Annotated in this window: 35 protein-coding genes, 1 tRNA gene and 1 riboswitch; of the genes, 14 read left to right on the plus strand and 22 right to left on the minus strand. The window is 62.7% G+C overall.

The window, feature by feature from the left end:
* Nucleotides 1-120 precede the first annotated feature (120 nt).
* The 6 genes from J2X35_RS07885 to J2X35_RS07910 all read right to left on the minus strand — a co-directional run bounded on the left by J2X35_RS07885 (nucleotide 121) and on the right by J2X35_RS07910 (nucleotide 6230).
* Complete coding sequence (locus tag J2X35_RS07885) at nucleotides 121-708, minus strand: NAD(P)H-dependent oxidoreductase (RefSeq protein WP_310183519.1); 588 nt, start codon at nucleotides 706-708, stop codon at nucleotides 121-123.
* Nucleotides 705-2108 carry an FAD-binding oxidoreductase gene (locus tag J2X35_RS07890; RefSeq protein ID WP_056110224.1) on the minus strand — a complete coding sequence of 468 codons (1404 nt, stop codon included), beginning with the start codon at nucleotides 2106-2108 and terminating at the stop codon, nucleotides 705-707. The genes J2X35_RS07885 and J2X35_RS07890 overlap by 4 nt, the downstream gene beginning before the upstream one ends.
* A gap of 2 nt (nucleotides 2109-2110) precedes the next feature.
* Entirely contained in the window at nucleotides 2111-3415 is a 1305-nt protein-coding gene (locus J2X35_RS07895) for a cytosine deaminase (protein ID WP_310183522.1), read from the minus strand.
* 148 nt (nucleotides 3416-3563) lie between these two features.
* Nucleotides 3564-4409, minus strand: a complete 846-nt coding sequence (locus tag J2X35_RS07900) for an ABC transporter permease (protein WP_405023198.1) — start codon at nucleotides 4407-4409, stop codon at nucleotides 3564-3566.
* Complete coding sequence (locus J2X35_RS07905) at nucleotides 4402-5214, minus strand: ABC transporter ATP-binding protein (protein ID WP_310183764.1); 813 nt, start codon at nucleotides 5212-5214, stop codon at nucleotides 4402-4404. The genes J2X35_RS07900 and J2X35_RS07905 overlap by 8 nt, the downstream gene beginning before the upstream one ends.
* Nucleotides 5215-5228: 14 nt before the next feature.
* Nucleotides 5229-6230: an ABC transporter substrate-binding protein gene (locus J2X35_RS07910; protein ID WP_310183526.1), complete on the minus strand. Its 1002-nt coding sequence runs from the start codon at nucleotides 6228-6230 to the stop codon at nucleotides 5229-5231.
* A gap of 245 nt (nucleotides 6231-6475) precedes the next feature.
* Between J2X35_RS07910 and J2X35_RS07915 the strand changes: the two genes are divergently transcribed.
* A complete protein-coding gene (locus J2X35_RS07915; protein ID WP_056110232.1) occupies nucleotides 6476-6868 on the plus strand; it encodes a RidA family protein in 393 nt (130 codons plus the stop codon).
* Complete coding sequence (locus J2X35_RS07920) at nucleotides 6865-7668, plus strand: creatininase family protein (protein WP_310183529.1); 804 nt, start codon at nucleotides 6865-6867, stop codon at nucleotides 7666-7668. Before J2X35_RS07915 ends, J2X35_RS07920 begins: the two co-directional genes overlap by 4 nt.
* A 40-nt stretch (nucleotides 7669-7708) precedes the next feature.
* On the opposite strand, the gene J2X35_RS07925 is transcribed toward J2X35_RS07920, so the two are convergent.
* Together J2X35_RS07925 and cobD are read right to left on the minus strand one after the other, a co-directional pair.
* Nucleotides 7709-8218, minus strand: a complete 510-nt coding sequence (locus tag J2X35_RS07925; protein ID WP_056110236.1) for a tyrosine phosphatase family protein — start codon at nucleotides 8216-8218, stop codon at nucleotides 7709-7711.
* Nucleotides 8215-9288 (minus strand): threonine-phosphate decarboxylase CobD, encoded by a 1074-nt coding sequence (cobD, locus tag J2X35_RS07930; RefSeq protein ID WP_310183531.1) that lies wholly within the window; start codon nucleotides 9286-9288, stop codon nucleotides 8215-8217. Before cobD ends, J2X35_RS07925 begins: the two co-directional genes overlap by 4 nt.
* Here cobD and cbiB point away from each other — a divergent pair.
* A complete protein-coding gene (gene cbiB / locus J2X35_RS07935; protein WP_310183534.1) occupies nucleotides 9287-10255 on the plus strand; it encodes an adenosylcobinamide-phosphate synthase CbiB in 969 nt (322 codons plus the stop codon). The genes cobD and cbiB overlap by 2 nt on opposite strands.
* Before the next feature lie 43 nt (nucleotides 10256-10298).
* Here cbiB and cobO read toward each other — a convergent pair whose 3' ends face one another.
* The 5 genes from cobO to J2X35_RS07960 form a co-directional block, all read right to left on the minus strand.
* A complete protein-coding gene (cobO, locus tag J2X35_RS07940) occupies nucleotides 10299-10907 on the minus strand; it encodes a cob(I)yrinic acid a,c-diamide adenosyltransferase (RefSeq protein WP_310183535.1) in 609 nt (202 codons plus the stop codon).
* Nucleotide 10908: 1 nt separating this feature from the next.
* Nucleotides 10909-11424 carry a bifunctional adenosylcobinamide kinase/adenosylcobinamide-phosphate guanylyltransferase gene (gene cobU, locus J2X35_RS07945; protein WP_310183538.1) on the minus strand — a complete coding sequence of 172 codons (516 nt, stop codon included), beginning with the start codon at nucleotides 11422-11424 and terminating at the stop codon, nucleotides 10909-10911.
* Complete coding sequence (locus tag J2X35_RS07950; protein WP_310183540.1) at nucleotides 11417-12172, minus strand: CbtA family protein; 756 nt, start codon at nucleotides 12170-12172, stop codon at nucleotides 11417-11419. Before J2X35_RS07950 ends, cobU begins: the two co-directional genes overlap by 8 nt.
* Nucleotides 12173-12187: 15 nt before the next feature.
* Nucleotides 12188-12367 (minus strand): CbtB-domain containing protein, encoded by a 180-nt coding sequence (locus tag J2X35_RS07955; RefSeq protein ID WP_310183542.1) that lies wholly within the window; start codon nucleotides 12365-12367, stop codon nucleotides 12188-12190.
* 37 nt (nucleotides 12368-12404) lie between these two features.
* Nucleotides 12405-12596: riboswitch (cobalamin riboswitch) on the minus strand.
* A gap of 50 nt (nucleotides 12597-12646) precedes the next feature.
* The gene (locus tag J2X35_RS07960; RefSeq protein WP_310183545.1) at nucleotides 12647-13846 is read right to left on the minus strand and encodes an MFS transporter; all 1200 of its coding nucleotides are present in this window, start codon (nucleotides 13844-13846) and stop codon (nucleotides 12647-12649) included.
* A gap of 231 nt (nucleotides 13847-14077) precedes the next feature.
* Between J2X35_RS07960 and J2X35_RS07965 the strand changes: the two genes are divergently transcribed.
* On the plus strand, nucleotides 14078-15076 hold the full coding sequence (locus J2X35_RS07965; RefSeq protein ID WP_310183547.1) for a DUF1624 domain-containing protein: 999 nt from the start codon (nucleotides 14078-14080) through the stop codon (nucleotides 15074-15076).
* Nucleotides 15073-15564, plus strand: a complete 492-nt coding sequence (locus tag J2X35_RS07970) for an isoprenylcysteine carboxylmethyltransferase family protein (protein ID WP_310183548.1) — start codon at nucleotides 15073-15075, stop codon at nucleotides 15562-15564. The genes J2X35_RS07965 and J2X35_RS07970 overlap by 4 nt, the downstream gene beginning before the upstream one ends.
* A 125-nt stretch (nucleotides 15565-15689) precedes the next feature.
* Here J2X35_RS07970 and J2X35_RS07975 read toward each other — a convergent pair whose 3' ends face one another.
* Together J2X35_RS07975 and mgtE are read right to left on the minus strand one after the other, a co-directional pair.
* Nucleotides 15690-16076 (minus strand): MerR family DNA-binding transcriptional regulator, encoded by a 387-nt coding sequence (locus tag J2X35_RS07975; RefSeq protein WP_056110256.1) that lies wholly within the window; start codon nucleotides 16074-16076, stop codon nucleotides 15690-15692.
* A 126-nt stretch (nucleotides 16077-16202) separates the two neighbouring features.
* Nucleotides 16203-17621: a magnesium transporter gene (gene mgtE, locus J2X35_RS07980; RefSeq protein ID WP_310183550.1), complete on the minus strand. Its 1419-nt coding sequence runs from the start codon at nucleotides 17619-17621 to the stop codon at nucleotides 16203-16205.
* A 258-nt stretch (nucleotides 17622-17879) separates the two neighbouring features.
* Here mgtE and J2X35_RS07985 point away from each other — a divergent pair.
* From J2X35_RS07985 to J2X35_RS08010, 6 genes are all read left to right on the plus strand, one after another.
* Nucleotides 17880-17964 (plus strand) — tRNA-Leu (locus J2X35_RS07985).
* Nucleotides 17965-18195: 231 nt separating this feature from the next.
* Nucleotides 18196-18378, plus strand: coding sequence for a hypothetical protein (locus J2X35_RS07990; RefSeq protein WP_310183553.1), 183 nt, complete (start codon nucleotides 18196-18198; stop codon nucleotides 18376-18378).
* A gap of 154 nt (nucleotides 18379-18532) precedes the next feature.
* Nucleotides 18533-18898 (plus strand): hypothetical protein, encoded by a 366-nt coding sequence (locus J2X35_RS07995; RefSeq protein WP_310183554.1) that lies wholly within the window; start codon nucleotides 18533-18535, stop codon nucleotides 18896-18898.
* Between the two features lie 45 nt (nucleotides 18899-18943).
* Nucleotides 18944-19651 (plus strand): SOS response-associated peptidase, encoded by a 708-nt coding sequence (locus J2X35_RS08000; protein ID WP_310183558.1) that lies wholly within the window; start codon nucleotides 18944-18946, stop codon nucleotides 19649-19651.
* 96 nt (nucleotides 19652-19747) lie between these two features.
* Entirely contained in the window at nucleotides 19748-20032 is a 285-nt protein-coding gene (locus tag J2X35_RS08005) for a hypothetical protein (RefSeq protein ID WP_056111064.1), read from the plus strand.
* 120 nt (nucleotides 20033-20152) lie between these two features.
* Nucleotides 20153-20986 carry a Ku protein gene (locus J2X35_RS08010; protein WP_310183563.1) on the plus strand — a complete coding sequence of 278 codons (834 nt, stop codon included), beginning with the start codon at nucleotides 20153-20155 and terminating at the stop codon, nucleotides 20984-20986.
* Nucleotides 20987-21062: 76 nt separating this feature from the next.
* Here the strand turns inward: J2X35_RS08010 and J2X35_RS08015 are convergent, their stop codons facing one another.
* From J2X35_RS08015 to J2X35_RS08040, 6 genes are all read right to left on the minus strand, one after another.
* A complete protein-coding gene (locus J2X35_RS08015; RefSeq protein ID WP_310183565.1) occupies nucleotides 21063-21332 on the minus strand; it encodes a hypothetical protein in 270 nt (89 codons plus the stop codon).
* A gap of 271 nt (nucleotides 21333-21603) precedes the next feature.
* Nucleotides 21604-21768: a DUF3309 family protein gene (locus J2X35_RS08020; protein ID WP_310183568.1), complete on the minus strand. Its 165-nt coding sequence runs from the start codon at nucleotides 21766-21768 to the stop codon at nucleotides 21604-21606.
* Nucleotides 21769-21979: 211 nt separating this feature from the next.
* Nucleotides 21980-22348, minus strand: a complete 369-nt coding sequence (locus J2X35_RS08025) for a hypothetical protein (RefSeq protein WP_310183570.1) — start codon at nucleotides 22346-22348, stop codon at nucleotides 21980-21982.
* Nucleotides 22348-22797, minus strand: a complete 450-nt coding sequence (locus J2X35_RS08030; RefSeq protein ID WP_310183573.1) for a hypothetical protein — start codon at nucleotides 22795-22797, stop codon at nucleotides 22348-22350. The genes J2X35_RS08025 and J2X35_RS08030 overlap by 1 nt, the downstream gene beginning before the upstream one ends.
* Before the next feature lie 126 nt (nucleotides 22798-22923).
* Nucleotides 22924-23229: a hypothetical protein gene (locus J2X35_RS08035; RefSeq protein ID WP_310183575.1), complete on the minus strand. Its 306-nt coding sequence runs from the start codon at nucleotides 23227-23229 to the stop codon at nucleotides 22924-22926.
* Nucleotides 23229-24275 carry a glycoside hydrolase family 19 protein gene (locus tag J2X35_RS08040; protein ID WP_310183578.1) on the minus strand — a complete coding sequence of 349 codons (1047 nt, stop codon included), beginning with the start codon at nucleotides 24273-24275 and terminating at the stop codon, nucleotides 23229-23231. Before J2X35_RS08040 ends, J2X35_RS08035 begins: the two co-directional genes overlap by 1 nt.
* Before the next feature lie 72 nt (nucleotides 24276-24347).
* On the opposite strand from J2X35_RS08040, the gene J2X35_RS08045 reads away from it, so the two are divergent.
* Genes J2X35_RS08045 through J2X35_RS08055 form a run of 3 tightly spaced genes read left to right on the plus strand, consistent with a single transcriptional unit; the run spans nucleotide 24348 to nucleotide 25615 of the window.
* Nucleotides 24348-24638 (plus strand): hypothetical protein, encoded by a 291-nt coding sequence (locus tag J2X35_RS08045; RefSeq protein WP_310183580.1) that lies wholly within the window; start codon nucleotides 24348-24350, stop codon nucleotides 24636-24638.
* Nucleotides 24639-24670: 32 nt separating this feature from the next.
* Nucleotides 24671-24799: a hypothetical protein gene (locus J2X35_RS08050; RefSeq protein ID WP_310183583.1), complete on the plus strand. Its 129-nt coding sequence runs from the start codon at nucleotides 24671-24673 to the stop codon at nucleotides 24797-24799.
* 51 nt (nucleotides 24800-24850) lie between these two features.
* Nucleotides 24851-25615 carry an HNH endonuclease signature motif containing protein gene (locus J2X35_RS08055; RefSeq protein ID WP_310183585.1) on the plus strand — a complete coding sequence of 255 codons (765 nt, stop codon included), beginning with the start codon at nucleotides 24851-24853 and terminating at the stop codon, nucleotides 25613-25615.
* A 10-nt stretch (nucleotides 25616-25625) separates the two neighbouring features.
* On the opposite strand, the gene J2X35_RS08060 is transcribed toward J2X35_RS08055, so the two are convergent.
* Nucleotides 25626-26027, minus strand: a complete 402-nt coding sequence (locus tag J2X35_RS08060; protein WP_310183589.1) for a hypothetical protein — start codon at nucleotides 26025-26027, stop codon at nucleotides 25626-25628.
* Nucleotides 26028-26032 lie beyond the last annotated feature (5 nt).

The raw sequence follows: 26032 nt of genomic DNA on the forward strand, positions 1-26032 counted from the left end.
TGGCCAGCCTTTGCCTCAATGCCGAGGCAACCGCAAGCAAATCTTGCCGGCGAAATGCTTTTACTTGTCGTTTTGTTTTGTCCGCCGCACAAATACGTTCGCTTGGCCCGTAGGCTTCACTCAAAAGCGCTCCAGCCGCCGCCGCACCTTCTTGAGAAAGGCCGCGCGGCTTTCCGGCGTCGCCGAATCCATCATGTAGTGCGCCAGATAGAGCGTCTTGCAGCGCCAGCCGCACAGCGCCCGGATGCCGCGCAGGATGGTCTTTCGCCCCGGCTGACCGACGATGATACTCCACCACCAGGGCGCGCCGCAGGTGGTGACGATGGCGATCTTCTCGACCTGCCCCATCAGCGGCTCGATCGACTGGCGCGTGCCGTTGAAGGTGAAGGCGACATCCTTTGCCCACACCCGGTCGAGCCAGCCCTTCAGCATCGCCGGCAGACCGTACCACCAGGTCGGGTAGATGAAGACCAGCGCCTCGGCCCATTGCACCAGTTCGATATGCGGCCGCAGCGCCGGATCGCCGGGCGCCTGCTCGTTATACCTGCGCCGTTCCTCGGCCCGCATTACCGGATCGAAATTCTCGGCATAGAGATCGATGACCCTTGCCTCGCAGCCCTTGGCCTCGATCGCCTCCACCGCCACATCGCGCAGCGCGGCGCAAAATGAGTCCTCCACCGGATGGCAGTAGATGACGAGGACCTTCATCCGGCCTGCTCCAGCCCCTTGAACAGGAAAGTCCGGCCGCTGCGGTAATCGTAGTCTGGATTGTCCCAGGCAATCATCTTGCCGGGATTGAGCAGCCCTTGCGGGTCGGCCTCCCGCTTGAAGGCGAGTTGCACCGCGTCGGTCTGCTTCATGCCGCCTTCCTCCAGCGTGTAGCGGTGCGGATTGAAGATCGGGCAGCCATTGTCCTCGAAGATGCGGACGATCTCGTCCAGCCGCGCCTCGCTGGTGAATTTCACCAGCGGCAGGCCGAAGCAGGTGATGTTGCCGTCGAGCCGGACAAATTCGAGGTGCGAAAAAACCTCGCCGGGGAACATGCCGTCCATCTTTTCCACCAACGCCAGCTGGTTGGGGAACGGGTAGAGCGATTGCAGATAGGTGATCGACGGATCGATGCGCAGCGCCCGCAATGTCGTGTGGTTCCATGCCAGTTCGTAGGTCGGCGGCAGTCCTTTCCTGTCTTCCTCCGAAGCCGCCGCCGCATCGTACAAGACGGCGCCGCCCGCCCTGCGCGTGAAGGCGTGGAAGGCGTCCAGCGAGTGCGGCGCCACCATCACCAGGCAGACGCTCTGGCCTTCCGCCAGGAACTTTTGATGGCGCTTGAAGTAAAGCTGCGGCACCGGCGCGGCGATGGGCGTGATCAGCTTGGTCAGGATGCCGTCCTGGCAGGCGAGCGCATTGCCGTAGCCGGCTGCGCCCATGAAGCTGTCGAAGCCGACAATCACATCCACCCAGTCATATGAGGCGGCCAGCGGCATCTCCACCTCGGTGATGATGCCGTTGGTGCCATAGGCATGCGTGACCTTGTGCAGGTCCTCGCCGGTCAGCTCCAGCACGCGCGGTTCGGCTTCCATGGTGGCGACCCGCAGCCGCAAGATGTTGCCGAAGTCACGCAGCCCGCCGAAATTGATCGACCCGACGCCGCCCGAGCCGCCGGCGATGAAGCCGCCGATGGAAGCAGTGTTGTAGGTCGACGGATGCATCCGCAGTTCCTGCATCGAATGTGTGCGTGTGGCCCGGTCGATGTCGGCAAGGATCGCACCCGGCCCGCAGACGACGCGGCCGGTCGATATCCCGCCGATGGCGTTCATCTCGGCCAGATTGAGCACCACGCCACCCGACAGCGGCATCGCCTGCCCGTAATTGCCGGTGCCGGCGCCGCGCGGCGTCACCGCGACGCCATGCTTGTGGCAGGTGGCAAGCGTACGGATCAGTTCGGCCTCGTCCTTCGGCGTCACCACCAGATCGGCCGTCACGCCGTCGAGCTGCTGCTTGAGAACCGGGCTGTACCAGTAGAAGTCGCGGCTCTTCTGCAGGACCAGCTTTTCGTTGTCCTCGATCTTCAGCCCTTCCAGATCGCGCTTGAGCGCCGCAACATCCATCGTCACACCATCAGATCGTCGAGTTCGGCATAGTCCGGCAAGATGCGTTCGATGGCGCGGCCGTCGCGCACCACGATCCTGTCGGCCTCGGGCCGTGACAGGACTTCGGTCCAGCTGCGCCCCCGGAACACGATGAAATCGGCAGGACCGCCGGACGTAAGCGTGCCAATACCCTTGAGACCCATGATCTCGGCCGGCGTCGCTGTCACCGCCCTCGGCCAGTCGCCGACGGGATGGTCGAGATGCAGGATGCGGGTCGCCATGCGGTAGACCTCCAGCATGTCGAGATCGCCATAGGCATAGAATGGATCGCGCGTGTTGTCGGAGGCAACGGCGACTGGAATATCCCTCGCCTTCATCTCATGCAGCAACGTCACCCCGCGCCAGCGTGGCGTCGTGCCGTCCACGCGCCGGTCCTGCAGATAGAGATTGCATAGCGGCAGCGACACGATGCCGATGCCGGCCTTGGCCACCTTGTCCAGCGTATCGAGCACCTCGAGATCGGGCTGGCGCGCCAGCGAACAGCAGTGGCCGACGAGCACCTTGCCCTCGAAGCCGCTCCACAGCGCCGCCTCGGCGATCTTCTTCAGCGAAACCGACGATGCATCGCCCGTCTCATCGGCATGGAAATCGAGATCGAGCCCATGCCGGTTCGCCAGGGTGAACATCTGATCCAGCAATTTTTCGAGGTCCGGCACCATATAGGCGACCGCGCCCAGAACGCCGCCAGCCTTGGCCACCCGTCCGGCCAGCTTCTCGAACCGGGCCTTGTCCCTCACTGCCTCTATGCCGGTGAGGCACGCGGCCTGCAATTCAATGCGCCCGCGCCATTTCTCCCGCATTGCCTCGAACACCGGCCAGGAAATCTCATCCTGCGGTGAGATGCTGTCGAGGTGCGTGCGCAGAGCCCTGGTGCCATGCGCATAGGCAGCCCGCAGCGAGAAATCCATCCGCCGCGCCACGTCTTCGGCGCTCCACCGCGCCGACCGGTCGGCATCGGCGGCAATGAGCGCGCCTGCGAACGTCCCGTCGGGGTTGGGTTTGCGGCCCCAGATGTGCCCCTTGTCGATATGCGTGTGGCAATCGACGAAGCAAGGCAGCACGATGCGGCCAGCCAGATCGATAGCGCCCTCGGCAGCGGCAGCCGGCCGCGCGGCTTCGATTCGCGCAATCTTCCCGTCAAACACCGTCACATCCACCAACGCAAAGCCGTCCGCGTCATAGGTGGCTCGCAGCCCGGCCGTCAGCGACGCGTGCAGGCGTGCATTTTTCAGCGTGTAGGATTCGGATGTGGGAAACCAGCTCAACCGGCGCCCCCCTCACCCGGCTCGCTGTGCTCGCCACCCTCTCCTCGCCGGGGAGCGGAGGACGCTGCCATCGCCGCCTTACTCTTCTCCCCGGTGGGGCGAAGGTGGCCCGAAGGGCCGGATGAGGGAGCTATTGCGAGTCTCACCTTCACCGCTCCTGCACCATCGCGCTTTCGTGCCAGCGGCGCAGGACGAGGTTGGACACCAGCGACAGCGCGAGGAAGATGACGATGCCGGCGAGCGAGATCAGGATCAGCGCCGCGAACAGCCGCGGCGCATTCAGCCGGTAGCCCGCCTCGATGATGCGCGACGCCAGCCCCGACGACTGCCCGCTGGCGCCGGCGACGAATTCCGCCACCACCGCGCCAATCAGCGACAATCCCCCGGCGATCTTCAGCCCGCCGAGAAAATACGGCATGGCGGCAGGCAGGCGCAGCAGCCGCAATTGCTGCCAGCGCGTGGCGCCGTTCAGCCGGAAAAGGTCGAGCAGATTGCGGTCCACCGAGTTCAGGCCGAGCGTCGTGTTGGACAGGATCGGGAAGAATGCGACGATCCAGGCGCAAAGCAGAAGCTTCGTCGTCTGGTTGTCGACATAGATATTGATGAGCGGGAAGATCGCCACGATCGGCGTCACCTGCAGCACGATGGCGAAGGGAAAGAACGACATCTCCACCCATTTCGACTGCGCGAACAGCACCGCCAGCCCGACACCGCCGACGACCGCCAGCGCCAGGCTGAGAAAGGTGATCTTCAGCGTCACGAGAAGCGACGAAAACAGCAGGCCGGCATCGTCATGCAGGGTTTGCAGCACGAGCCCCGGCCGCGGCAGGATGTATTTGGGGATTTCGTTCCAGACGCAGATGCGGTCCCACAGCCAGATGGCAAGGATCATGATCGCCAGCGGCAGCACCCAGCGGCCGATGCGCTCCAGCCGCTGCTGGCGCACCCGCCGTGCTTCTTCCGGGTCCAGCACGGGACGGCTCGGCTCAAGCATGGACATGCCGCGGCTCCGCATTCGTGCCCATGGCCGCTTCCAGCGCCGTCGATGCCTGCCGGCACAGCGCGGCATAATCCACCGAAGTGCGGAACGCCTCGTCGCGCGGATAGGGCGCACTCACCGCCATCTCATCGGCTACCCTGCCCGGTCGCGCCGCCATGGTGACGATCCGGTTGGACAGGAACACGCTTTCGAAAACGCTGTGCGTCACGAACACCACGGTAAAGCGCTGGTCCTGCCACAGGTCCAGCAAATCGTTATTGAGCTGGAAGCGGGTAATTTCATCCAGCGCCGCGAAGGGCTCGTCCATCAGCAGCAGGCGCGGCTTCGTCACCATGGCGCGGGCAATGGAAACGCGCATCTTCATGCCGCCAGAAAGTTCGCGCGGCACCGCGTCGGCGAAACCGGCGAGGTGCACCCGCTCGAGCATTTCCATCACCGCCGGCTGCGCCTGCGCGCGCGCGATGCCCCGCAAGCGCAGCGGCAACCAGACATTGTCGAACACGCTCGCCCAAGGCATCAGCGTCGGCTCCTGGAAGACGAAGCCTATGTCGGAGCGGCTGGAGGCACCCGGCCATTCGATCTGGCCGGAAGTCGGCGTCGAGAGGCCGGCGATCAGCCTGAGCGCCGTTGACTTGCCGCAGCCGGAGGGTCCCAGAAGGCTGAGGAAATCGCCGTCGCGGATCGTCATGTCGACGCCGCGCAGCGCTACCGTCCCGGTGGAGAACGTCTTGCTCACATCACGCAGGAAAAGCAGCGGCGCCCTGTCGTCCGCCGCTGGTACACCGCTATCGCCAGACATGCCTTCGGACTGGCTCACTTCTTCAGGTCGAGCCCGACGCCCTTGTTGACGAAGTTCAGCGTGTAGGATTTTTTGATGTCGATGCCGGCCGGGATCACCTTGGCCTTGACCATCTTGTCGTAGAAATCCTGCATGCGCGCATCGGTCATGGCGCCGATGCCGAGCTTTTCGGTGTCGCCGGAATCGACGATGCCGAATTTCTTAAGCTGCGCGATCGTGAAGGCGATCTGCTCGTCGGTGATGTCGGGATTGTCTTTCTTGATCGCGGCGTTGGCGGCGGCGTTGTCGCCATAGAGATAGTTGTACCACCCCTTCGCCGAGCCATCGACGAAGCACTGCACCACCTCCGGACGCTTGTCGATCGTTTCCTGCATCGCTTCGATCGTCGTCGAATAGGTGCTGTAGCCATAGTCGGCGAGCAGGAACTGGTTCGGCATGAAGCCACCCTCCTTCTGCACCGCGAACGGCTCCGAGGTGACGTAACCCTGCTGGATCGACTTCTTGTTGGCGATGAAGGGAGCGGCATTGAAGGTGTAGGGCACGCGCTTGGAGACGTCGAAGCCGTATTCCGTCGCCATCCACAGAAGGAAGCTCTGCGCGCCCTCGTCGCCGACGATGTACTGGTCGGCGTTCTTGAGGTCCTCCCATTTGTCGAGCCCTTCGCCGGGATGCGACATCATCACCTGCGGCTCTTTCTGGAAGGAGGCGGCGACGACGCGCAGCGGAATATCCTGCGCCACCGCGTCGAACGCCTGCTGCATGTTGCCGCCCATGTAGAAATCGATCTTGCCGGCCAGCAGCAGCGGCCGTCCCGCCACCTGCGGGCCGCCCTGCTGGATGGTCACGTCGAGGCCACAGGCGGCATAGGTGCCGTCAACCACGGCCTGGTAGTAGCCGCCATGCTCCGCCTGGGCGAGCCAGTTGGTGCCGAAAATAACCTTTTCGTTGGCTTGCGCAGTCGCCATCCCGACGGCCATGGCAACGAACACAGCCGGCAGCATCACTTTACCGTACATGGAAATCACCCCTCTTGTTCCGACACACCGCCGGTCCGACTTCAATTTTGATGAAGCAAGACATATGCCATCGGCCATCGGACCGTATCGCCGCGTTTTCATCGGCAGTATCGGATGACGCTGGCCTCGATGGAAGGCATCCTGCTAATTTTTTTGTCCGCTGTCCACAAAGCCGCGCGCTCTCCACTCACGGTCTTGTGGAGGTGAAAAGGGCGGCCTAGTTTGCCCGTCGAAATGGAGCGCTCATGTTCAAATTCCTTCAGCCGAAATCGATCAAGCCGCCCTTCGCGCGCTACAGCCACGGCGTTGAGGTTCCGGCGGGAAAGCGCCTCGTCCTCACCTCGGGCCAGCTCGGCATCGGCGCCGATGACACCGTACCGGAAGACGCAGGCAAGCAGGCCGAACTCTGCTTCGCCAACATCGCCGCCATCCTCGGCGAGGCCGGCCTCGGCTTGAAGGACATCGTGCGCATCAACGCCTATGTCACGGACCGCGCCCATATGCGGCCCTATATGGATGTGCGCGACCGGCTGTTCGCCGACCCCGCCCCGGCCTCGACGCTGATGATCGTTTCCGGCTTCACGCGGCCCGAATTCAAGGTCGAGATCGAAGTGATCGCGGCGGGAGACGATCGATGACAAATTCGACCCGACGTGTCTGGTGGGGCGACTACCGCACGACCGAATATTCCGCCATCGACCCCGAGAAGACCATCGCCGTGCTGCCGGTCGCCGCGATCGAGCAGCATGGCCCGCATCTGCCGGTGTCGACCGACGCCACGATCATGCTGGGCATGCTGGAAACGGTGATCCCGCTCATCCCCGCCGATCTCGACATCCGCATCCTGCCGATCCAGTCGGTGGGCAAGTCCAACGAGCACGTCCACGCCCCCGGCACGCTGACGCTTTCACCGCTGGCTGCGATCCAGGGCTGGGCCGAGCTTGGCGCCAGCGTCGCCCGCGCCGGGGTGAGAAAGATCGTCTTCGTCAATTCGCATGGCGGCAATGAGGAGATCATGGGCATCGTCACGCGTGAGTTGCGCGTCGCCTTCAACATGCTGGCGGTGAAGACGAGCTGGCAGCGGTTTGGCCGCCCCGCCGGCATGTATACCGATCTGGAGGATCGCCACGGCATTCACGGCGGCGATGTCGAGACCTCGCTGATGCTGCATTTCCGTCCCGACCTGGTCGACATGTCGAAGGCTGGGAATTTCGTTTCGAATGTCGCCCGCGCGGAGCAGGAATTCGGCCTGCTGCGCCACACCGGCACGCATGCCTTCGCCTGGATCGCCACCGACCTCAACCCGCATGGCGTGGTCGGCGACGCCTCGATCGCGACGGCGGAAAAGGGACGGCTGACCGCCAAACATCAGGCCGACGGTTTCATTGCTCTGCTCAAGGACGTCCGCAAGGCGCGGCTGGAGGATTGGCTTTCGTGACGGCTTCTCCCTTCTCCCCTTGTGGGAGAAGGGAAGCCCCTCAAACATCCACCCTCAGCCCGAACGGCACGCCCTCGAACGCGTCTGCCCCGCGGCCGATCCCCTCGATGGCGCGAACCATGCGGCCACGCCGTCCCAACAGTCCGTCGGCGATCGCAACCAGCCGGGGATTGGGCGTCGCGGAGGGGGAAAGCGACCGCAGCGCCAGCGCCAGTTCCTGCTCGTCCCGCTTCGGGGAAAGTGCTGCCGCGATGATGAAGGCCGATGCCGTAGAGCGGCTGATGCCGGCATAGCAATGCACCACCAGCGGCCGCGCGCGATTCCAGTCCTGGGCGAAGTCCAGCAGTTCGCGCACGTGCTTCTCGCCCGGCAGCGTCATGCCTTCCTGCGCCTCGGCGATGTCGTGCATCGCCAGATGCAGATGGTTGCCGGCCATGATCGCCGCAGGGCGGGTCATTTCGGTTCCCGCCGCCAGCAGCGACAGCAGCCTTTCGGCGCCGGTCTTGTTGACGGTCTCCTCGACCCTCGACAGCGGGCAGACATAGATCATGGTTCACTCTCCTGCGGCGGTCCATCGTCGCGCCGCACTGCCCATCCGGCAAGCGCCGATTCCAGTCTCTGCCAATCGTCCTGACAGCCCGGCAGGCCGATGCGCAGCACATGCGGCCTTTCGGCGAAGTGCCGCAGCAGGATACCCTGCCGGCCAAGCGCGGCGAACAGGCCGGCCACGCCCGAAAATTCGATGTAGCGAAACAGCGCCGTGCCACCGGCAACGGGTACGCCGAAGCGGCCAAGCAGCGCATCAATCCTTGCCGCATCTGCCGCGAGCCGGCTGCGCATCTCGTCCCGCCAGCCTGCGTCCTGCAATGCACAAATGCCATATTCCAGCGCCGGCCCCGAGACCGCCCACGGTCCCAGCTCAGCCGCCAGCCGCTTTGCCGTCGCCATGTCCGCCAGTGCAAAACCCAGCCTGACGCCGGCAAGCCCGAAGAACTTGCCGAAGGAGCGCAGGACGACGATGCCGCCGCGCGTAACGTCACCGGCAAGGCTTTCGGCGCGCGGCCCGACATCCATGAAGGCCTCGTCCACGACCAGCAGCCCGTCTTTGGCGCGCAGCTTTTGCGCCAGCGCCAGCAGATCCGCGCGCGTAACGATGCGCCCGTCCGGATTGTTCGGATTGACCACGATTGCCAGATCGGCCTGCGCCAAAGCATTCAGATCGCCGACCTCGGACACTTCATGTCCGGCCAGTGCGGCCGCCCGTGCATGTTCGGCATAGGTTGGCCCGAGCACAAGCGCCCTGCCCGGCTTCAACAGACGGGCGATGCGCGGCAGCAATATCTGCGTACCGGGCGCCGCGACGACATGATCGGCCGATGGCGCTCCGTAAGCGGCAGCCGCAGCCTCCAGCAACGTGCGGAGCCTGGCCGGTTCAGGCAGCCGCGACAAGGCTGTGGCGGGCAGGTCGAAAAGCGGATAGGAGTGCGGATTGATCCCGGTCGAGAGATCGACGAACGGTTCGGGGGCGTGCGGGAAAAGCGCCCGCGCCCGGCCCAGGCTTCCGCCGTGGTCGACCGCCGCCATCGCCTCTCCGTCCATCGCTCCGTCGCCCAGATCCATGTCGATCCTGATTGCCCTTCTCTCGCTGATCGCCGAACGGCTCGCAGGCTATCCCGCGCCGCTGTTCAATGCCATCGGCCATCCGGTGACATGGCTCGGCAGGCTGATAGCCTGTCTCGACCGCACGCTCAACCGCGCCACCGACACCGACCCGGCGCGCCGCATCTGGGGCATCGCCGCCCTCCTCGTCATTGTGCTCCTGCCGGCGTCAATCGCCTACGGCATCGAGGCCTTGCTCCTGAAAATTCCGTTCGGCTTCATCGCCGTCGCCCTGCTCGGCAGTTCGCTGCTGTCGCAGCGCAGCCTCGCCCAGCACGTCAAGGCCGTCGCCGATGCGCTGGACAGCGGCGGACTGCCTGAGGGGCGCAAGGCCGTGTCGATGATCGTCGGCCGCGATCCGGAAAAGCTCGATGAATCCGCCGTCGGTCGCGCCGCCATCGAAAGCCTCGCCGAGAACTTCTCCGACGGCATCGTCGCGCCCGCCTTCTGGCTCGGCGTCGGCGGCCTCGCCGGAGGGGTTGGCTACAAGGCGGCGAACACGGCGGATTCCATGATCGGCCATCGCACGCCCCGCCATCAAGCTTTTGGCTGGGCGGCGGCGCGCTTTGACGACCTCGTCAACCTGCCCGCCTCGCGCCTGACCGGCCTGCTGATCGTCGCCGCTTCCTTTCTCGTCCGGGATGCCGATCCGGCCGCCGCCTGGCGCGCCATGTGGCGGGACGCGCGGCATCACCGCTCGCCCAATGCCGGCTGGCCGGAAGCCGCCATGGCCGGCGCCCTCGGCCTCGCACTGGCCGGCCCGCGCAGCTATGGCGGCGTACTGGTCGAGGGGAGCTATATGGGCGAAGGCGGGCGGGCCGAAGTGAAGAGCAGCGATATCCGCCGCGCGCTGCGGCTCTATTGGGTAGCGGATACGCTGCTGATCGGGCTGTTTGGGGTGCTCTATTCGATACCCGTCCTTCTATGATCCAGTGCGTCCTTCGAGGCTCGCCCCAACATCCAAATCGCGCCTAGAACTCGATCCCCTGCTGCGCTTTCACGCCGGCGGCGAAATGGTGCTTGGTCGCGCCCATCTCAGTCACCAGATCAGCCGCCTCGACAAGCGCCGGCTTGGCATTGCGGCCAGTGACGACCACGTGCAGGCCTTCGCGCCTCGCATTCAACGCCGAAACCACCGCATCCACATCGAGATAATCGTAGCGCAACGCAATGTTGAGCTCGTCGAGCACCACGAGACTGATCGATGGATCGGCGATCAGGTCCAGCGCCTTGGCCCATGCCGCCTGCGCAGCCGCCACGTCGCGCTCTTTATCCTGCGTCTCCCAGGTAAACCCCTCGCCCATCGTATGCCACACGACCCGGTCGCCGAAAGCGGCGAAGGCATCCTTCTCACCGGTATGCCAGGCGCCCTTGATGAACTGCACGACGCCGACGCGCCGTCCATAGCCCAGCATCCGCAGCGCCAGCCCGAACGCGGCGGTGGTCTTGCCCTTGCCTGGCCCGGTGTTGACGATGAGCAGTCCCTTCTCGATGGTTTTCGATGCGACCTCGGCGTCCTGCACCGCCTTGCGCTTGGCCATCTTGGCGCGGTGCTTTTCGGTATCGGCGTCGTTGGCCATGTCATTTCACCTTCAGCGGCAGCCCGGCCACCATCATAACGACGGTGCCGGCCACGGCCGCGATCTGCTGGTTCAGCCGGCCGGCCTCGTCCCGAAAACGCCGTGCCAGCGCATTGTCGGGCACGATGCCCAGACCGACCTCGTTCGACACCACCGCCCACGGCCCGCGCGGACGCGACAGCACATCCGTCAGCCGCCGGCATTCGGCTGTGAGGTCGTGTTCTGCCAGCATATGATTGGTCAGCCACAGGGTCAGGCAGTCGATCAGCACAGGACGGCCGTCTGGAATCGCATTGATCGCTTCCACGAGATCGAGCGGCGCATCCACCGTCTCCCAGCCCTCGCATCGCCGCGCGCGATGCATGGCGATGCGTTCGCGCATCTCCCCGTCATAGGCTTGCGCCGTCGCAATGTAGGTCCAGGGCGCGGCGCAGGCCGTCACCAGTTGTTCGGCGTGCGCGCTCTTGCCGGAGCGCGCACCGCCAAGCACGAAGGTCAGGCTCGTGCCGTCAGGCAAAGCTGTCGCGCAATCTCGCCGCCTCGCCGGAGAACCAGCCGCGAAGACCGCCGACAACCGCTCCCAAAAGCAGCCAGAACACCAGGTTCGTCACCGTCACGGCGACCACGAACTGGTGGTGCAGCCCTTCCGGTATCGGCGATTCGAAACTGTCGGGCTGCGGCGCGCCGACGATATGCGGCGCCACGATCAGCGCCACCGCAAGCAAGGTCAGCGGTAGCGACTTGCGGAACGCGATCAGCCACAGGCCTGCGCCCGTCGCGACCGCCGTCGCCACCCACCAGACCTGGCGGGCGTCGAGGTCGGCCGCCGGCATCGCCGGAAGTTCGGGCGGCAAGCCGAGACCGGGCGCCAGCGTGAACACGCCGAATCCGGCGAGACCCCAGAACACGCCCTGACGCCAGCTTGCGATGCCGCCTGCGAATTCCGATATGGCAACCAGCACGAGCGCGAAACCGATGCCGGTGACGACGTTCGCCAGCACGTTGTAGAGGAAGCGTTCGGCCCCATCGGCTGGCGCCCAGCCCTCCTCTTCCTCAGCCGGCACAGCTTGCTGCGTGGCCGGTGCAGCGGGCGCTGCAGTCTCGGCGCTGGCGGCGCCGTGGTCGTGTCCGCCACCGGCGGTTTCATAGACTTCCGCCTGGAGAATCAGCGGAACGGTTGCATAGGCCTGCATGCAGGCGAGCGCGATTCCGGCCACAAGCCCGGCGATCGCCGCGACGAAGACGACGTTACGAAACAATGTCATGATGTCAGTTTCCCGTCAGTGGCAGGGAAAAGCCATGGAGTGGCGGTTGTCATGCGCGGCATTGTGCACGGCCTCGATATGCGAGAAGCCGACAAAGCCGAGAATGAACACGCCGAGAAGGGCAGCCATAGCGAGCTGCATGTAACGGGATTGCGCCGAAACCGATGCGCCGAGAGAAGCCGAAGCCGTCGTCATTTCATTGTCCTTTCCCCCTCCACCCGAGGGGTTGTTGAGCCATTTTCGTGTCGCCGGCAGGTCTCCTGGCTTGCGGATCAGCGCCCTCCTCCGCCTTCCCGGGTGTGACCCCAGTGGTTTTCGGAGAGGACTACCGCACACAGTTGCGGGGGCAGCCACGGCTTGGGGCTCGCGCCTTTACCGTATTCCCTCTCGGTTCCTTGCGGAAACCGACGACACGCAGACTATACGGAGAAACGCACGGCGCGGCAAACCAAATTACGGCGGCCTTCATGCGGCCTACAGGGATTTCGGCAGGTGCCGCCACGCAATCGCCGCGCAGAGCAGCATCAGGCAACCGAGCGCGGCGAACACCGAGCCGAGGCCGAAAAACGCCAGCAACACCGAATAGACCAGCGGCGGCGTCAGTTCGGAAAAGTCGAGATAGGTCCGGTAGACGGCCGCCATCTGAGGCCGTTCATAGGAACGCACCGCCCGCAGGAACACTGTCGAGCCGACGGCGTCGATGGCGACGGTGAACACCGCGCCGCCCAGAAGCAACGCGCCGGTGACGAGCGGTGCGGCCTGGCCGACCGCGCCGGCGAGGTACAACAGGATCGCCATACCCAGGAAAGACAGCGAAATGATGCGCCGCGCGCCGAAACGCTTGCCCGCCCGCCCCCAGAAGATCGCCAGGAACAAAAGCGCGTTGCCGGCCGAAACCAGCAGGCCTCCGGCGAGCTTGCCCTGCCCGGTGACGACCATCAAAAGCGGCCCGTAGACGAAGAACGTCGTCCAGAAGCACGAGCGCCCGAACGCGACGACCCAGGCCAGCCGCAGCCTCGGCTGGGCGATGAAGCGGCCGATATTGGCAAGCGGGTTGACCGGCCGGCTCCTGCCGGCGGCGATCATGGTGTTGTCGCTCATCCGGTAGAACCAGAACAGCGCCAGAAGCAGCATCGAGAAGATGGCGACGACACCATGCGCGGCGAAGATGCCGTAGTGGGTATAGAGGACGATGCCGAGCGTCGGGCCGCAGGTCCAGGCGAAGGTCGACAGCGCCATGCGCAGCGATTCGGCCTGCATCAGATCGGTCTTGCGGATATGGTCCATGATGTAGAGGTTGAGCGTGATCGACAGCGCGCTCGCACCCATGACGCGGCACAGCATGCCGAACAACTGGCCTGGCAGGATATTCACCGCCATCGACAGCGACCCGATCGCCAGCAGGCAGGCACCGGCCGTATAGACCCAGCGGCGCGCGAAGCGGCGGATAAATGTCGGCATGAACAGTGTCGCCGAAAGGCCCAGCAGCGAGACGACGGTGTAGAGGATCGACACCTTCTGTTCGCTGTGCAGAAGGTCGTAGGCCTGGATCGGGATGACGCTGGAAATCAGCGCGCGGGCGCAGGATTCCAGCGCATAGAGCGACGCGAAGGTGCGCGCGCCCGCCGGACGAACGGCCGGAAGCCAGATCGGGTGGCGGACATGGGTGGACATGACGTCTCCGCGCCAGAATCTTACCGGTAAATTGACGTTGCCGGCACCCGAGTCGGTAGCAGGAAACCGACATGCTTCCATCGAAAAGCGAAGCCGACCAAACGCTTCCCAGCGCTGGTCCAATGACCGGCGCTATTTGCACCCTGCAAGCGGCCCTGCGCAGTGCAAACGAAGCGCTGCGAACCGTCCCCACTCGTGTTAGTCATCGTCCAGAATGGATTCCCGGACCCTATGAGCGTGGCAAATACAGATCAGCATCGAAGCCAGGGCGGCCGCATCGTCGCCATCGACGTGGCGCGCGGATTGGCGCTGCTTGCCATGGCGAGCTACCACTTCACCTGGGACCTCGAATTCTTCGGCTATGCCGACCCAGGCCTGACCGCCTTTGGCGGCTGGAAGATCTATGCGCGCTGTATCGCCTCGAGCTTCCTGTTCCTCGTCGGCGTCAGCCTGTTCCTCGCGCATGGGCGACAGATTCGCTGGCAGGGCTTCTGGAAGCGTCTCGCCATGGTGGCGGTCGCCGCGCTCGCCATTTCGGCGGTGACGTGGTTCGCGACGCCCGGCAGCTTCATCTTCTTCGGTATCCTGCACCAGATCGCGCTGGCCAGCCTGCTTGGCCTTGCTTTCGTGCGGCTGCCCGGCTTGCTGACACTGGCGGTGGCCGCCGCCGTCATTGTCGCCCCGCTCTACCTGCGGTCGCCCGCTTTCGATCATCCCTGGCTCTGGTGGACGGGGCTTTCGACCGTCAAGCCGCGGTCGAACGATTTCGTACCGCTTTTCCCGTGGTTCGGCGCCGTGCTGATCGGCCTCGGCGCCGCCAAAGTCGCGGCAGGCCTCGGTTTCTTCGATTGGCTGAGGCGCTTCCAAGGCGGTGATCGCGTGAGCGGGCTGCTGGCATTGGCCGGCCAGCACAGCCTCGCCTTCTACCTCATCCACCAGCCTGTCCTGATCGCCTGCGTCTGGCTGTTCGCGCAGATCATGCCGCCGCATCAGGACACGCCGCAGGTCGGTTTCCAGAAATCGTGCCAGGCCGCCTGTGCGGAAACACGAGACACGCAATTCTGCGCCCGCTATTGTGGCTGCATGCTGGAAGCGATCGAGGGCGAAGGCAGCCTGGACCGCCTGTTCAACGGCGACCAGACGGCCGAGTTCCAGACGCATATCGGCGACCTGGCGGCTACCTGCACAGCCACCACCGACAGCGACGAGATCGGGGAGAAGTTGCAATGATTTCAGCCGAACCGCGACCGGCTCGTATCCCCTGGCCACCGCTGATCTATCTCATCGCCCTTGCGGCGGGCATCCTGCTCGGCATGTTCTATCCGGCCCCATGGCTGCGCGATTTTTCCGGCGACTATCTGCTCGGCTCGATCCTGTTCGGTTTCGGCTGGCTGCTGCTTTTCGCCGTCGCAGCGCTGTGGATCAGCGGCATACGCACCCTGATGAAAGCAAAAACCCCCGTCAATCCCAACGCAGCGCCCGAGCATCTGGTGACGGGCGGGGCCTTTGCCGTCAGCCGCAATCCGATCTATCTCGGCAACACGCTGCTGCTGATCGGCGTCGGGCTGATCGCCGGCAATCTGTGGATGATCGCGTTGGCCTTTGTCGCCGCTTTCACCACCGGCAGGCTGGCCATCGCAAAAGAAGAAAAGCTGCTGGCGGCGAAATTCGGCAAGCGCTACCGCGATTACGCCAAACGGGTTCGGCGCTGGATTTGAGGGCGGAAGCATTCCGCCCGCCGCCCCTTCCTTTCCTTATGGGAGAAGGTGGCCGAGCCAAGCGGAGCGAAGGCGAGGTCGAATGAAGGGTGCTAAGGCAGCGCCACGCCAAGCCCCGCACGTCCTCAGGTGTTGACGCCAAGCTCCGCCAACCGCTCCACGCAGGATTCTTCCGCCTGGTCGAGTTCGGCCAGCGTCTCTTCCAGATCGCGGCGCTTTTGCCGCAGATTTTCGCGCTTTTCCTCGATGCGCTTGATCATCAGCTTGAGCTGGCCGACCTCGCCGGGCGGCTCCCGATACATCTGGATGATTTCGCGTATCTCGTTGATCGAGAAACCGATCCGCTTGCCGCGCAGGATTTGCCGGATGAGATGCCGGTCCGACGGACGGAACAGCCGCGTGCGCCCGCGCCGCACCGGCTGGACCAGGCCTTCGTCTTCGTAGAAACGCAGCGTGCGCGTCGAGATGTCGAACTCACGCGTGAGTTCCGTGATCGAGTAATATTCGCGCATCGTTTCCCCGCACGGTTGAAATATTCGTGCTCTCACCGAACGCAAAGCTTTGACACGGCATTTACGTAAAAGTCAATTCGGTCCATTTGCGCTAACTGCCGGCGTTTATTTCGGCTCACCCGAAAATCACGAAACGCCGAACCACCAGGTCGCCAGGCCGAGGAATGCGAAGAAGCCGACGACATCGGTCACCGTCGTCACGAACACGGCGGAGGCCACCGCCGGATCGATATCGAAACGGTCGAGCGTCAAGGGAATGAGGATGCCGGCAAGGGCGGCGGCGAACATGTTGATGATCATCGCCGCGGCGATGATGCCGCCCAGATTGTAATCCTGGAACCACAGCCCTGCCACTATGCCGATCAGCACCGCGAAAATGGCGCCGTTGATGAAGCCGACGCCGACTTCGCGCCGGATGACCCGCCAGGAATTGTAGATGTCGAGATCCCTGGTCGCCAGCGCCCGCACCGTCACGGTCATCGTCTGCGAGCCGGCATTGCCGCCCATCCCGGCCACGATCGGCATCAGCACCGCCAGCGCGACAATGTGCTGGATGGTGTTGTCGAACAGACCGATGACCGACGCCGCGAGAAAGGCCGTCACGAGGTTGACCAGCAGCCACGGCACCCGCGAACGCGAGGTCGAGAGCACAGAATCCGACAATTCTTCGTCGCCGACGCCGCCCATGCGCAGCAGATCCTCCTCGGCTTCCTGCTGGATCACGTCGACCACGTCGTCGATGGTCAGCACGCCGACCAGCCGCTCGTTCTCGTCGACCACGGCGGCGGACAGAAGGTCGTATTGCTCGAATTCGCGCGCCGCCTCTTCCTGGTCCATCGTCGCCGGAATGGCGTGACGCGTCTCATGCATGACCTCTTCGACCTTCACCGCGCGCCTGGTGCGCAGAATCTGGTCGAGATCGATGGCGCCGAGCAGCTTGAAGGTCGGGTCTATGACGAAAATCTGGCTGAACCGGTCGGGAAGGTTCTTGTCATCGCGCATGTAGTCGATCGTCTGCCCGATGGTCCAGAACGGCGGCACGGCGACAAACTCCGTCTGCATGCGCCGCCCGGCCGTCTCTTCCAGATAATCGAGCGAACGCCGCAGCCGGATCCGTTCGGTGAACGGCAGTTGCGACAGGATTTCGTCCTGGTCTTCCTGGTCGAGGTCTTCCAGAATGTAGACCGCGTCGTCGGAATCCAGCTCCTGCACCGCCTGCGCGATCTGCGCGTTCGGCAGATTGTCGACGATGTCCATGCGGATCGCTTCATCGACCTCCGTCAGCGACGAAAAGTCGAAGTCCGATCCCAGCAGGCCGACCAGCGCACGCCGCTGCTCCGGCAGCAGCGCTTCCAGCAGGTCGCCCAGTTCCGACTGATGGAGGTCGCCGACATCCTGCTTCAGCGTCAGCGTGTCGCGATCGGCGATCGCCGCGCCGATATGGGCGAGATAGGACGCGCGGATGACGCCGTCCTCGCCATAGATGTCCGCATTCGCACCCTCGGCGGCGGGACGCTCTGTCTTGTGTTCGTCAGGGCTTTCCATCGGCTTCTCCCGCTGCCGGAATCCTCGCCAGGATCGTTGTCAGGTCTAGCGCGCAAAGTACGGGAATATCAAACGAAATGCGCCCTGCCCCGGCGCTTGCGCAACTGCGCCTGCAAATCGGCTTTTTCTATGGAGACGGCCCGCCGACAGTTCGCGCCCAATCTTTCCGAAGGCCGGCGAATATTGCCGAATGCGCACTTGTTTCGCCGGAAACGATTTGCTACACGCCGCGAGCCGGCTTGTTCGGCCCTACCACGTGCGGTCGTGGCGGAATTGGTAGACGCGCAGCGTTGAGGTCGCTGTGGGGCAACCCGTGGAGGTTCGAGTCCTCTCGACCGCACCATTCGCCAAATTGGCGCTTTTAACTATCTGATTTAACACCTTAAATTTTTGGGTGCGGGACTTTGCCGCTTTAAGGTGCGGGCGATAGCGTTCCGATTTGGTGCTCATCAAGAACTGCAACGGTTGCGGGTCAGACGCCCTGCACGTCTTTCCAATGGATGCGCCGGATGTCTTCCACGTAGTCGATTTTTCGTAGCCACGCCTTGTCGGCATCCCTGAGCGGACCGCCGACATGGAAGTCAAGGGAGCCCTTGCCGTCGCATCTACGGCATCGGAGCTTGGCAACCCGAACCAGATCGTCGCACTCAACGTCACCGAAGGCGGTGATCAGATCGGCGATGAAATAGAAGCGTTGCCGCTTGCAGTAGGTGCAGCGGATGGACGCCAGGCGATTGGATTTCGCGGCGTTGGATAAACGGTATGGCGGGCCTTTCCGCTTCGGCCAATAGGGTTCTGGCATGCCCTACAAAAAGGACTGCTTTCCTATTTCGTCAAGATCGTCTTGACTCTTTTGTTCTCATTTCGTTCACTACAGGCACAACGGCAACAGACATCCATTGGAGAACGTCATGGCAGCGCATGCACATGCGGAGCCCGGCGAAGCTTTCGTCGAAGAAACGATCAATCTGTCCCTGAAATGGCAGCAGACCTGGGAGGAGAACGAAGCTGACTATTCGGCATTCTCGTCGGTCTACAAAGGCGCGGTCGGTCGCATCTATCGCCACGACGCCGGTCCGAGCCAAGGCCAATGGTTGTGGTCCATGGTCGCCGACGGCTACGACATCTCACGCGCCGGACCCTGCAGCGGCCATGAGCGCTCGCCGCGCCGTGCAGCCAAACGCGTCGAGGATGCCTGGTTCGATGCGATCAAGGGTTCGTCGCTCGACCGGGCCGAGAAGCGCAACGCTTACGCGATGGCGAAGGCAGGTGAGTGATACCACTGATATTGCGTCGGCAGCGCCAGCCTGTAGGATCGCGCCATGTGCGGACGCTTCACCCGATATCTGTCTTGGTCTGAAATCCACCGGCTTTACCGGCTGATGGCGACGGCCGAGGGTGCTGGACGCAACACCGAGGCCCGCTACAACATCGCACCGACGCAGAACGTTGATTTCATCACGGCAGGCGATGACGGAAATCACAAGCTCCGTGAAGGCCGATGGTGGCTGGTCCCGTGGTGGGCGAAGGAGATGCCGAAGGCGGCGATGTTCAACGCTCGCATCGAGACCGTCGCTACCTCCGGCGCGTTCAAGGATGCGTTCAAGTCGAAACGTTGCCTGATCCCCGCCGACGGCTTCTACGAATGGACGATCAGCCCGGCCGACAAGGGCCGTGATCCCTGGCATATCTTCCAGCCCGGCCACGCGCCGTTCTCATTCGCCGGCCTGTGGGCGCACAATGATAAGCTTGATGTCACCAGTTGCACGATCATCACAGAGCCGGCCGGCGCCACCATGAAGCAGTTGCACGATCGCCAGCCGGTCATACTTGACCCGGCCTACTATGACGCCTGGCTGACCCCCCAGACGCCGGTGGCGGACTTGCCCGACATCCTCGCCCACGACATCGACAACGATCTCCAGTTCCACCAAGTTAGCCGTGACGTGAATGCATCGGTGAAGAACAAGCAGCGCAACGATGCGCCGCACTTCATCCAGCCGGTCGAGCTGTTTTCGAACCCATTGTGACAGTACGGAGCGATCACTTTTTGCGTTCGTGACGTTTTCCTCGGAACAGACCGCAAGTCCGTGGGTTGGGCATATCCAACCCAAGAGGAGATCACGATGGACCACACCAACCATGTACGCCTTACGCCGGCTGAGCTGACTCCAGACCTCCTCGAAGGCGCGACCATCTACGGGCCGGACGACGAAAAAGTCGGCTCGGTTGACCATGTTCATGGCAGCCAGGTCGTCATCGATGTGGGCGGCTTCCTCGGTATCGGCGCAAAGCCTGTTGCCGTTGCGGCCAGCGAGCTCGATTTCATGCGCGACGAGGACGGCGATGTTCATGCCGTGACGACCTGGACGAAAGACCAGCTCAAGGACATGCCAGAACACACCGAATAAGGCAGCATCAACGCATCGATATCGGCCTGCTCCGCGTAAATACGGAGCAGGCCGAGTGCGTTTTCGATCCGGAACGATTCTCGTGATTGGCCGTTCGTTCGCTCAGAAGGAGCAACGATCATGGCCTCAGCACCGCGCGCAGCCTGGAAGGGCTTTCTCAGGATCGGGTCGGTCACCTGTGGGGTTAAAATCATCGGCGTCGTCAGCGAAGCCGAAAAAATCCGCTTTTCCATCCTCAACCGCAAGACCGGCAACAAGGTCCGCAGCGTCTATGTCGATGAAGAGACCAATGACGAGGTGCCGACGGAGGAGCAGGTCAAGGGATATGAAGCCGACAAGGGCGACTTTATCGAAATCGAGCCCGAGCAGATCAAGGCGTTAAAGCTGACCTCCGACCATACGCTCGACGTTGACGAATTCGTTCCGATCAAGGAGATCGACAGCCGCTATCTGGAAAAGCCCTATTACATGATCCCTGCCGATCGCGCCGCGGCGGAATCCTTTGCAGTGCTGCGCGACGCCATGGCAAAGACCGGCATGGCCGCAAGGTCCTGCGTGGTCATGTACCAGCACGGCCACGAGGTTGTCATCCAGCCCTACGGCAAGGGCATGCTGCTGACCTGGCTGCGCAACAATAACACCATGGTCGCCGAGAAATCGGTGTTCGACGGCATCCCGACCGGCAAACAAGACAAGGATCTGATGGAAATCGCTGGCCTGCTCATCGACAAGAAGCTGACCAAGTTCGATCCGTCGCATTTCGAAGACAAATACGAGGAAGCTCTGGCCGAGATGATCGACGCCAAGCGCAAGGGCAAGAAGGTGCCCACCAAGGCACCTGCGGCACCCAAGCAGAATGTCGTCAACCTGTTCGAGACGCTAAAGAAGAGCCTCAAGGAAGAAGGTATCGATGCGCCTGACAAGAAGGCCAAGGGCAAGTCGAAGGCGGCGTAAGCGGAGCCACGCGCGCGGCAATCATTCCAGTTTGTGAAGGCATTAGGATCGCGGTTCCGGCGCCAACGGCGATCTTTCATCCATCAGATTTGCGCTTGATGATGCGGGCTTCGCGAATAATTGACGCGCGGTCCATGCCCACCACTGAAATGATCGAACGAATTTCCGCTTCGCTGACACCCGTCTCCACGGCAAGCGTGCTGATGAGCGCCGCATATGGGTCCCGGCGCTGCACTACGTCCGTCATGTTCCTCCTCTGATAGGGATGAACCTTGGAGGAGAGCGCTTGTTCCAAGAGTTTACCGGCCGCTGCGATCTTTCGCTCGCCTGACAAGTTCAGCTTCATCCGTAATGCCAGACTGATAGTCGGCGATGATGCGGGAAGCATGCTCTTCGCGGTCTAGATCGGTGCTATTGTGCAAGTGGAGCGCGTCGAAGACGCGGGCAATCAGCGCAACTTCGGATGCGGAAAATACTCCGGCCTCGCTCAATATTTTGGATACTGGCATGGTACGCAGCCCCTTCGGCTGAGTACATTATGCAACAGCGAGTACGAAGAAAAGCCCGCCCCGGCGAACCGGAGCGGACACATCAATTGTTCATTGAGGTTCAACGGGTCAGATGCGACCCAAGACCACTAAAATAATTACGATAACCAGCACCAGACCAAGACCACCGCCACCGTAGTATCCTGTGCCATAGAATGGCCCGCCGCCGAGGCCGCTGAAGCCGCCAAGCAGAGCGAGCACCAACAGGATGATTAAGATTGTGCCGAGACCCATAGTTCCCTCCATTTGCGGCGCCAAAATCAACGCCGCCGATTGAACGCACAAGGCTCCGCAACGTTCCCACAGATAAGAGAGCCCGTCCGGCGGAGGGACACCGGACGGGCTCGTGCAACATTCACGCCGCTGGAATTGCTGCGGCCTCTATGAACCTTATACAAGACAATTTGTTCCGACGGCATCGAAGGCCCGTCCTGCCGGAGCCAACTTACTTCATTCGCGCGATCTGGTTTGAGACATCCCCGACCGTGCGGCGCAGTTCGACGATCTCGTCCGTCAGCCCCTCGATCGTCTTCATGAACAGTGTCGCGGTTTCTGCCATGCGATATTGCGCCTGGCGCTCTTTCTCGTAGTCGACACGCTGGGCGGCCAACATGGCGGTATGGGCGACAAGCGCCGCCGCCAGCTCGCGCACCGCGCCATTATCGACGAGCGCACCGGCAATCTCGATGGTCTTCTCGGTGGATGTTGGCGTTCGCTGACCCCACTTCATGCCGAAGGCGGCGAGAGCCCCGAGGAGAGCCATGCCGAGGAAGCTGGCGACGGGAACGAATTGTTCGATAGGAATGCCAAACATCACCGTCCCTTGCGCGCCGCGCCGACATCTGCCCACGCCCGAAAGAGGTTCCACATTTCGATGGCCATGAAGGTGCAGTAGGCAACCACCCCTGTCCCGGAACCACCGCCCCACCATGCCAGACAGACGCCGAGTGCTATCTGGCCCCAGAACACGCACGCGATGAACGATGCCGCGCCGCGCAGATGCGGCGAGTAGGCGAACTGCCGGAAGGTGCCATTGACAACCAAAGCCGCCAGCCTGGTCATGCCGACGATGAAGCAGATCAGCGACCAATTTGGCTCGCTGAAATAGCTGGCGAGCACCACGAAGGATTTCGATGTGGCGAAGGTGTTCGTGTCGCCCGCCAGTACGCTCGACCAGCCGAGGATGGCGGCCGTCATGATCCATTCCGACACGCGTTGCGGGAAGTGGTCCGAAATCCCGCTGGCAATGCGCAGGATGATCATGGCGTCCATCCGCAATGACGCGCCCCATAGGCGTTGTGCGTCCGCATCCGTTCCTTGGCCTCACGATCCTTCGCAGCGTACTCGACCACCGTCGGACGCTCCGGGCTGTTGGTCAGGCACCAGACGTCACCGGCGGGGCTTGCGCACCCAGGGAGCATTGGAAGCGTCGAGATCATCATCAGACATGCGATCAGTTTCGGCATCGATCCGCTCATAGTCCTTCACCGCCTTTTCGTTGGCTTTCTGTTGCTTGGCGAGTGCGTCGCCGGCGCCCGCTGTCCGGCCCGCCCTATAGGCACCAAGCGTCACCAGCGCGCCGAGGGCCGCCAGCAACCCGCGCAGGCCAAGCAGACGCCATGCGGCGAGCAGGATGACGATGCCGGCGACGACAAGCGCCCATGTCGGAATGGGGTCGAGGAGCCAGCCCAACATCACATCGCCGCCTTCACTTCGGCGGCGTCGGCATGGACAGCCTGCACATTGGCCTCCTGCTTGGCGGCATCACGGCGACGGATGAGATAGTATGAGCAGGCAGCGATGAGGCAGAGCGCGCCGATGATTCCGACCGTCTGCCATGGGACGCCGGCAAGAGCCGAGACACCCGGAATGGCAACGGTGCTGACGAGTTCCTTCTGTCCGAGCAAGTCTTTGTACCAGGGCTTGTCGAGATCGTTTGTCTTGACCGGCACCGGCACTTCCACCGGCACCTTTTTTTCGACCTCGACTTCCTTCGTCTCGACGACAGGCGCCGCGGCAACCTTCTTGGGCTGCTCCGCTGGCTTGGTGAGTGCCACCAAGGCGAGATGCAGGGCGGCCCGTGTCTTCGGGCCGGGGTCATTGTCGATCTCGCCGTCGTACCAGCCCTTTTTCTTGGCGTCGGTTTGGAACGCCCTGTAAGCGTTGACGGGATAGCCGAGCATCGCGAGTGCCGAGCGGTCGTAATAGTTTAGCCGGTCATCATAGCCGTTCAGCCCGCCATTCACCTTGCGGGTGATCATCTCGATGTTGTTCTGGTCGGCATAGACGTTCAGCGACCTGCCGGTCGGGTTGCCGACATCCCAATACCAGATCGCCGAAGCGCCCTCCCACGGATCGGTGTTGACCGCTTCCGGCATGGCTTCGAAGTTCGGCGCCGACGCATCCCGCTTGCGCGCCCATACAGTGAAGGCACGGTAATTCCTGCGGCCGGTAAGTTGGATCGGACCACGCCCCTTGTAGCGGACGCCGTCGCCCTTCTTCGTGTTGCCGAGGTCCTTCCGCCCCTCATAGGCAGCGCCCGACGCAAGCTCGCGGTCGTACTTGAACGCGCCGCTCTCGTGCATGAGCTGGGCCAGGAACTGCGCGGCACGGTGCGGCAGGTTGAGGCCGGCCGCATCCCCTAACCGATTAAGAGCGACGATGACGGAGTTCATGTTGGCAGCATTCGGCGTGCCCTTGCTGATCTTGCGCAGCAAGGCCGCCGTCACGATGGACGACATGGCAGTTCCTTTCGGTCAAATTGTTGGGTTTGCGGAAACCGGCAGTTGATCAGTGCCGGTTATGATCTCGGAATGAGATCGCTGAGGTCAGTGCGACTTCTGATTGCGCTAGCGCTGGCTTCGGCCGGTGGCGCTGGCTATTTCGCTGATGACGTAATCCACGCTGCGCCATCGCCGGCAAAGCTCTTGCGGTTGAACTGCAATATCAAAGGCAATGTCTCGATCGAGAGCGGCGAGCGCATCTATCATGTGCCGGGACAGGAATATTACAGCCGCACGATCATCCGCCCGGAGTTCGGCGAACGCTGGTTCTGTTCCGAAGCCGAAGCTCGCTCTGCAGGGTGGCGTAGGTCCCGGGTGTAGACCGAACGACCACCTTGTGTTGAACTGCCCCTATGGGCGGATATGATAAATCACCCGACTACGGCGGGCCGTCGGCGACATGGCGAACGACGGTTGCGCTCGTCATCCTGCTGTCGCTGGTGGTTGCTTCGCTCGGCGCGGCGATTTGGTGGCTGTTCTGAGGGTTGCTTCGCTGCCTAAGACGCGGCGACAGAATTCGTGATTGGGGCGGAATGGGAGAGCGCTACATCCCGCAGGATACTCAACGTGCCGTTCGGCAGAAGTGTCGTTTCGGCTGCATAATATGCGGAAGTCCTATCTTCCAATATCATCATGTTCAGCCCTTTGAATCTGTCAGACGCCATGAGGTTGAAAACCTAGTTCTGCTATGTGGAACTCATCATGACCAGGTAACGAGAGGACAGATCACGGAAGCTGTGATTAAGGAATATTCGACCTCTCCGCATAATTTACGAGCAGGTTTTACCAGCGGTGCGATTGCCGGGCGCTATTCAGGTTGCGAGGGTGTGATCTTATTAGGCGAAATGGGCTTCACCTACGAATTCGAAACTGACGGAGTTGGCGTTGCGATATCGATTGGCGGCCGCCCGGTGTTGTTTTTCTCAAAAGAAGGTCGCGCTCTCCTCTTGAGTATGGAGCTCTTCGAGCCGGGGGCCGGCATTGTTCTGAAGATCGTCCGCGGAGAGATGGTTATAGCAACCGGCGTCTGGGATTATCGATATGAAGGACGGACACTACGGATCTGGTCGGAGCAATTTACCTCGGTCGTAGAGATGACGTTCAGTGATCGTGGCCCGAGCATTCAGAAAGGCGTAATCAAAGGCCGGCACACGGTCTTGGGTATCTCCGCTAATGGTTTGAGTGTGAATGGTGTACAGGCGATGGCCGGGTTTAGCTTGCACAACGGATGCCTGCATTTCCCTGATGATGGAGACGGCGAAACGCTAATTGCCGGAGGGGTAGTGAATTCCCGCTAATTGGTTGGGATCAGAGAGCAACCGCCGCCCGGAAGAAGTCATCGATCTGTTGATCGGTGAAGCCGAGCGCGGCGAACCCTGATTGCATCATCGGTTCGCTGCGAACGAAGAAGCCGCTGTTGTCGTAGGCGATCTGGACGGCCTGCCCTTGCGAGCCGATCCAGGCTTCCACGCTGGCGAGCAGGCCGGCCGAGAGGAGTTGCAGCTTGAACTGTCGGGCCGACACGCTGTCCGGCGCAGGCAAGACCGGCGCGGCCGCCGGCGTGAACGCCTCGCCGTCATACGTCCAGCCGATGGACACTGGACCGACCGCCTCGACCGCTTCCGATCCTTCCGGCGGCGACCAGCCGTCGCCGCCGTCCCATTCAACGATGTTGTCGACGATGCCGGCCGTCACGATTGCATAGCGCATGGTTG

The organism is Mesorhizobium sp. BE184, assembly GCF_031457045.1.
Lineage (GTDB): Bacteria > Pseudomonadota > Alphaproteobacteria > Rhizobiales > Rhizobiaceae > Mesorhizobium.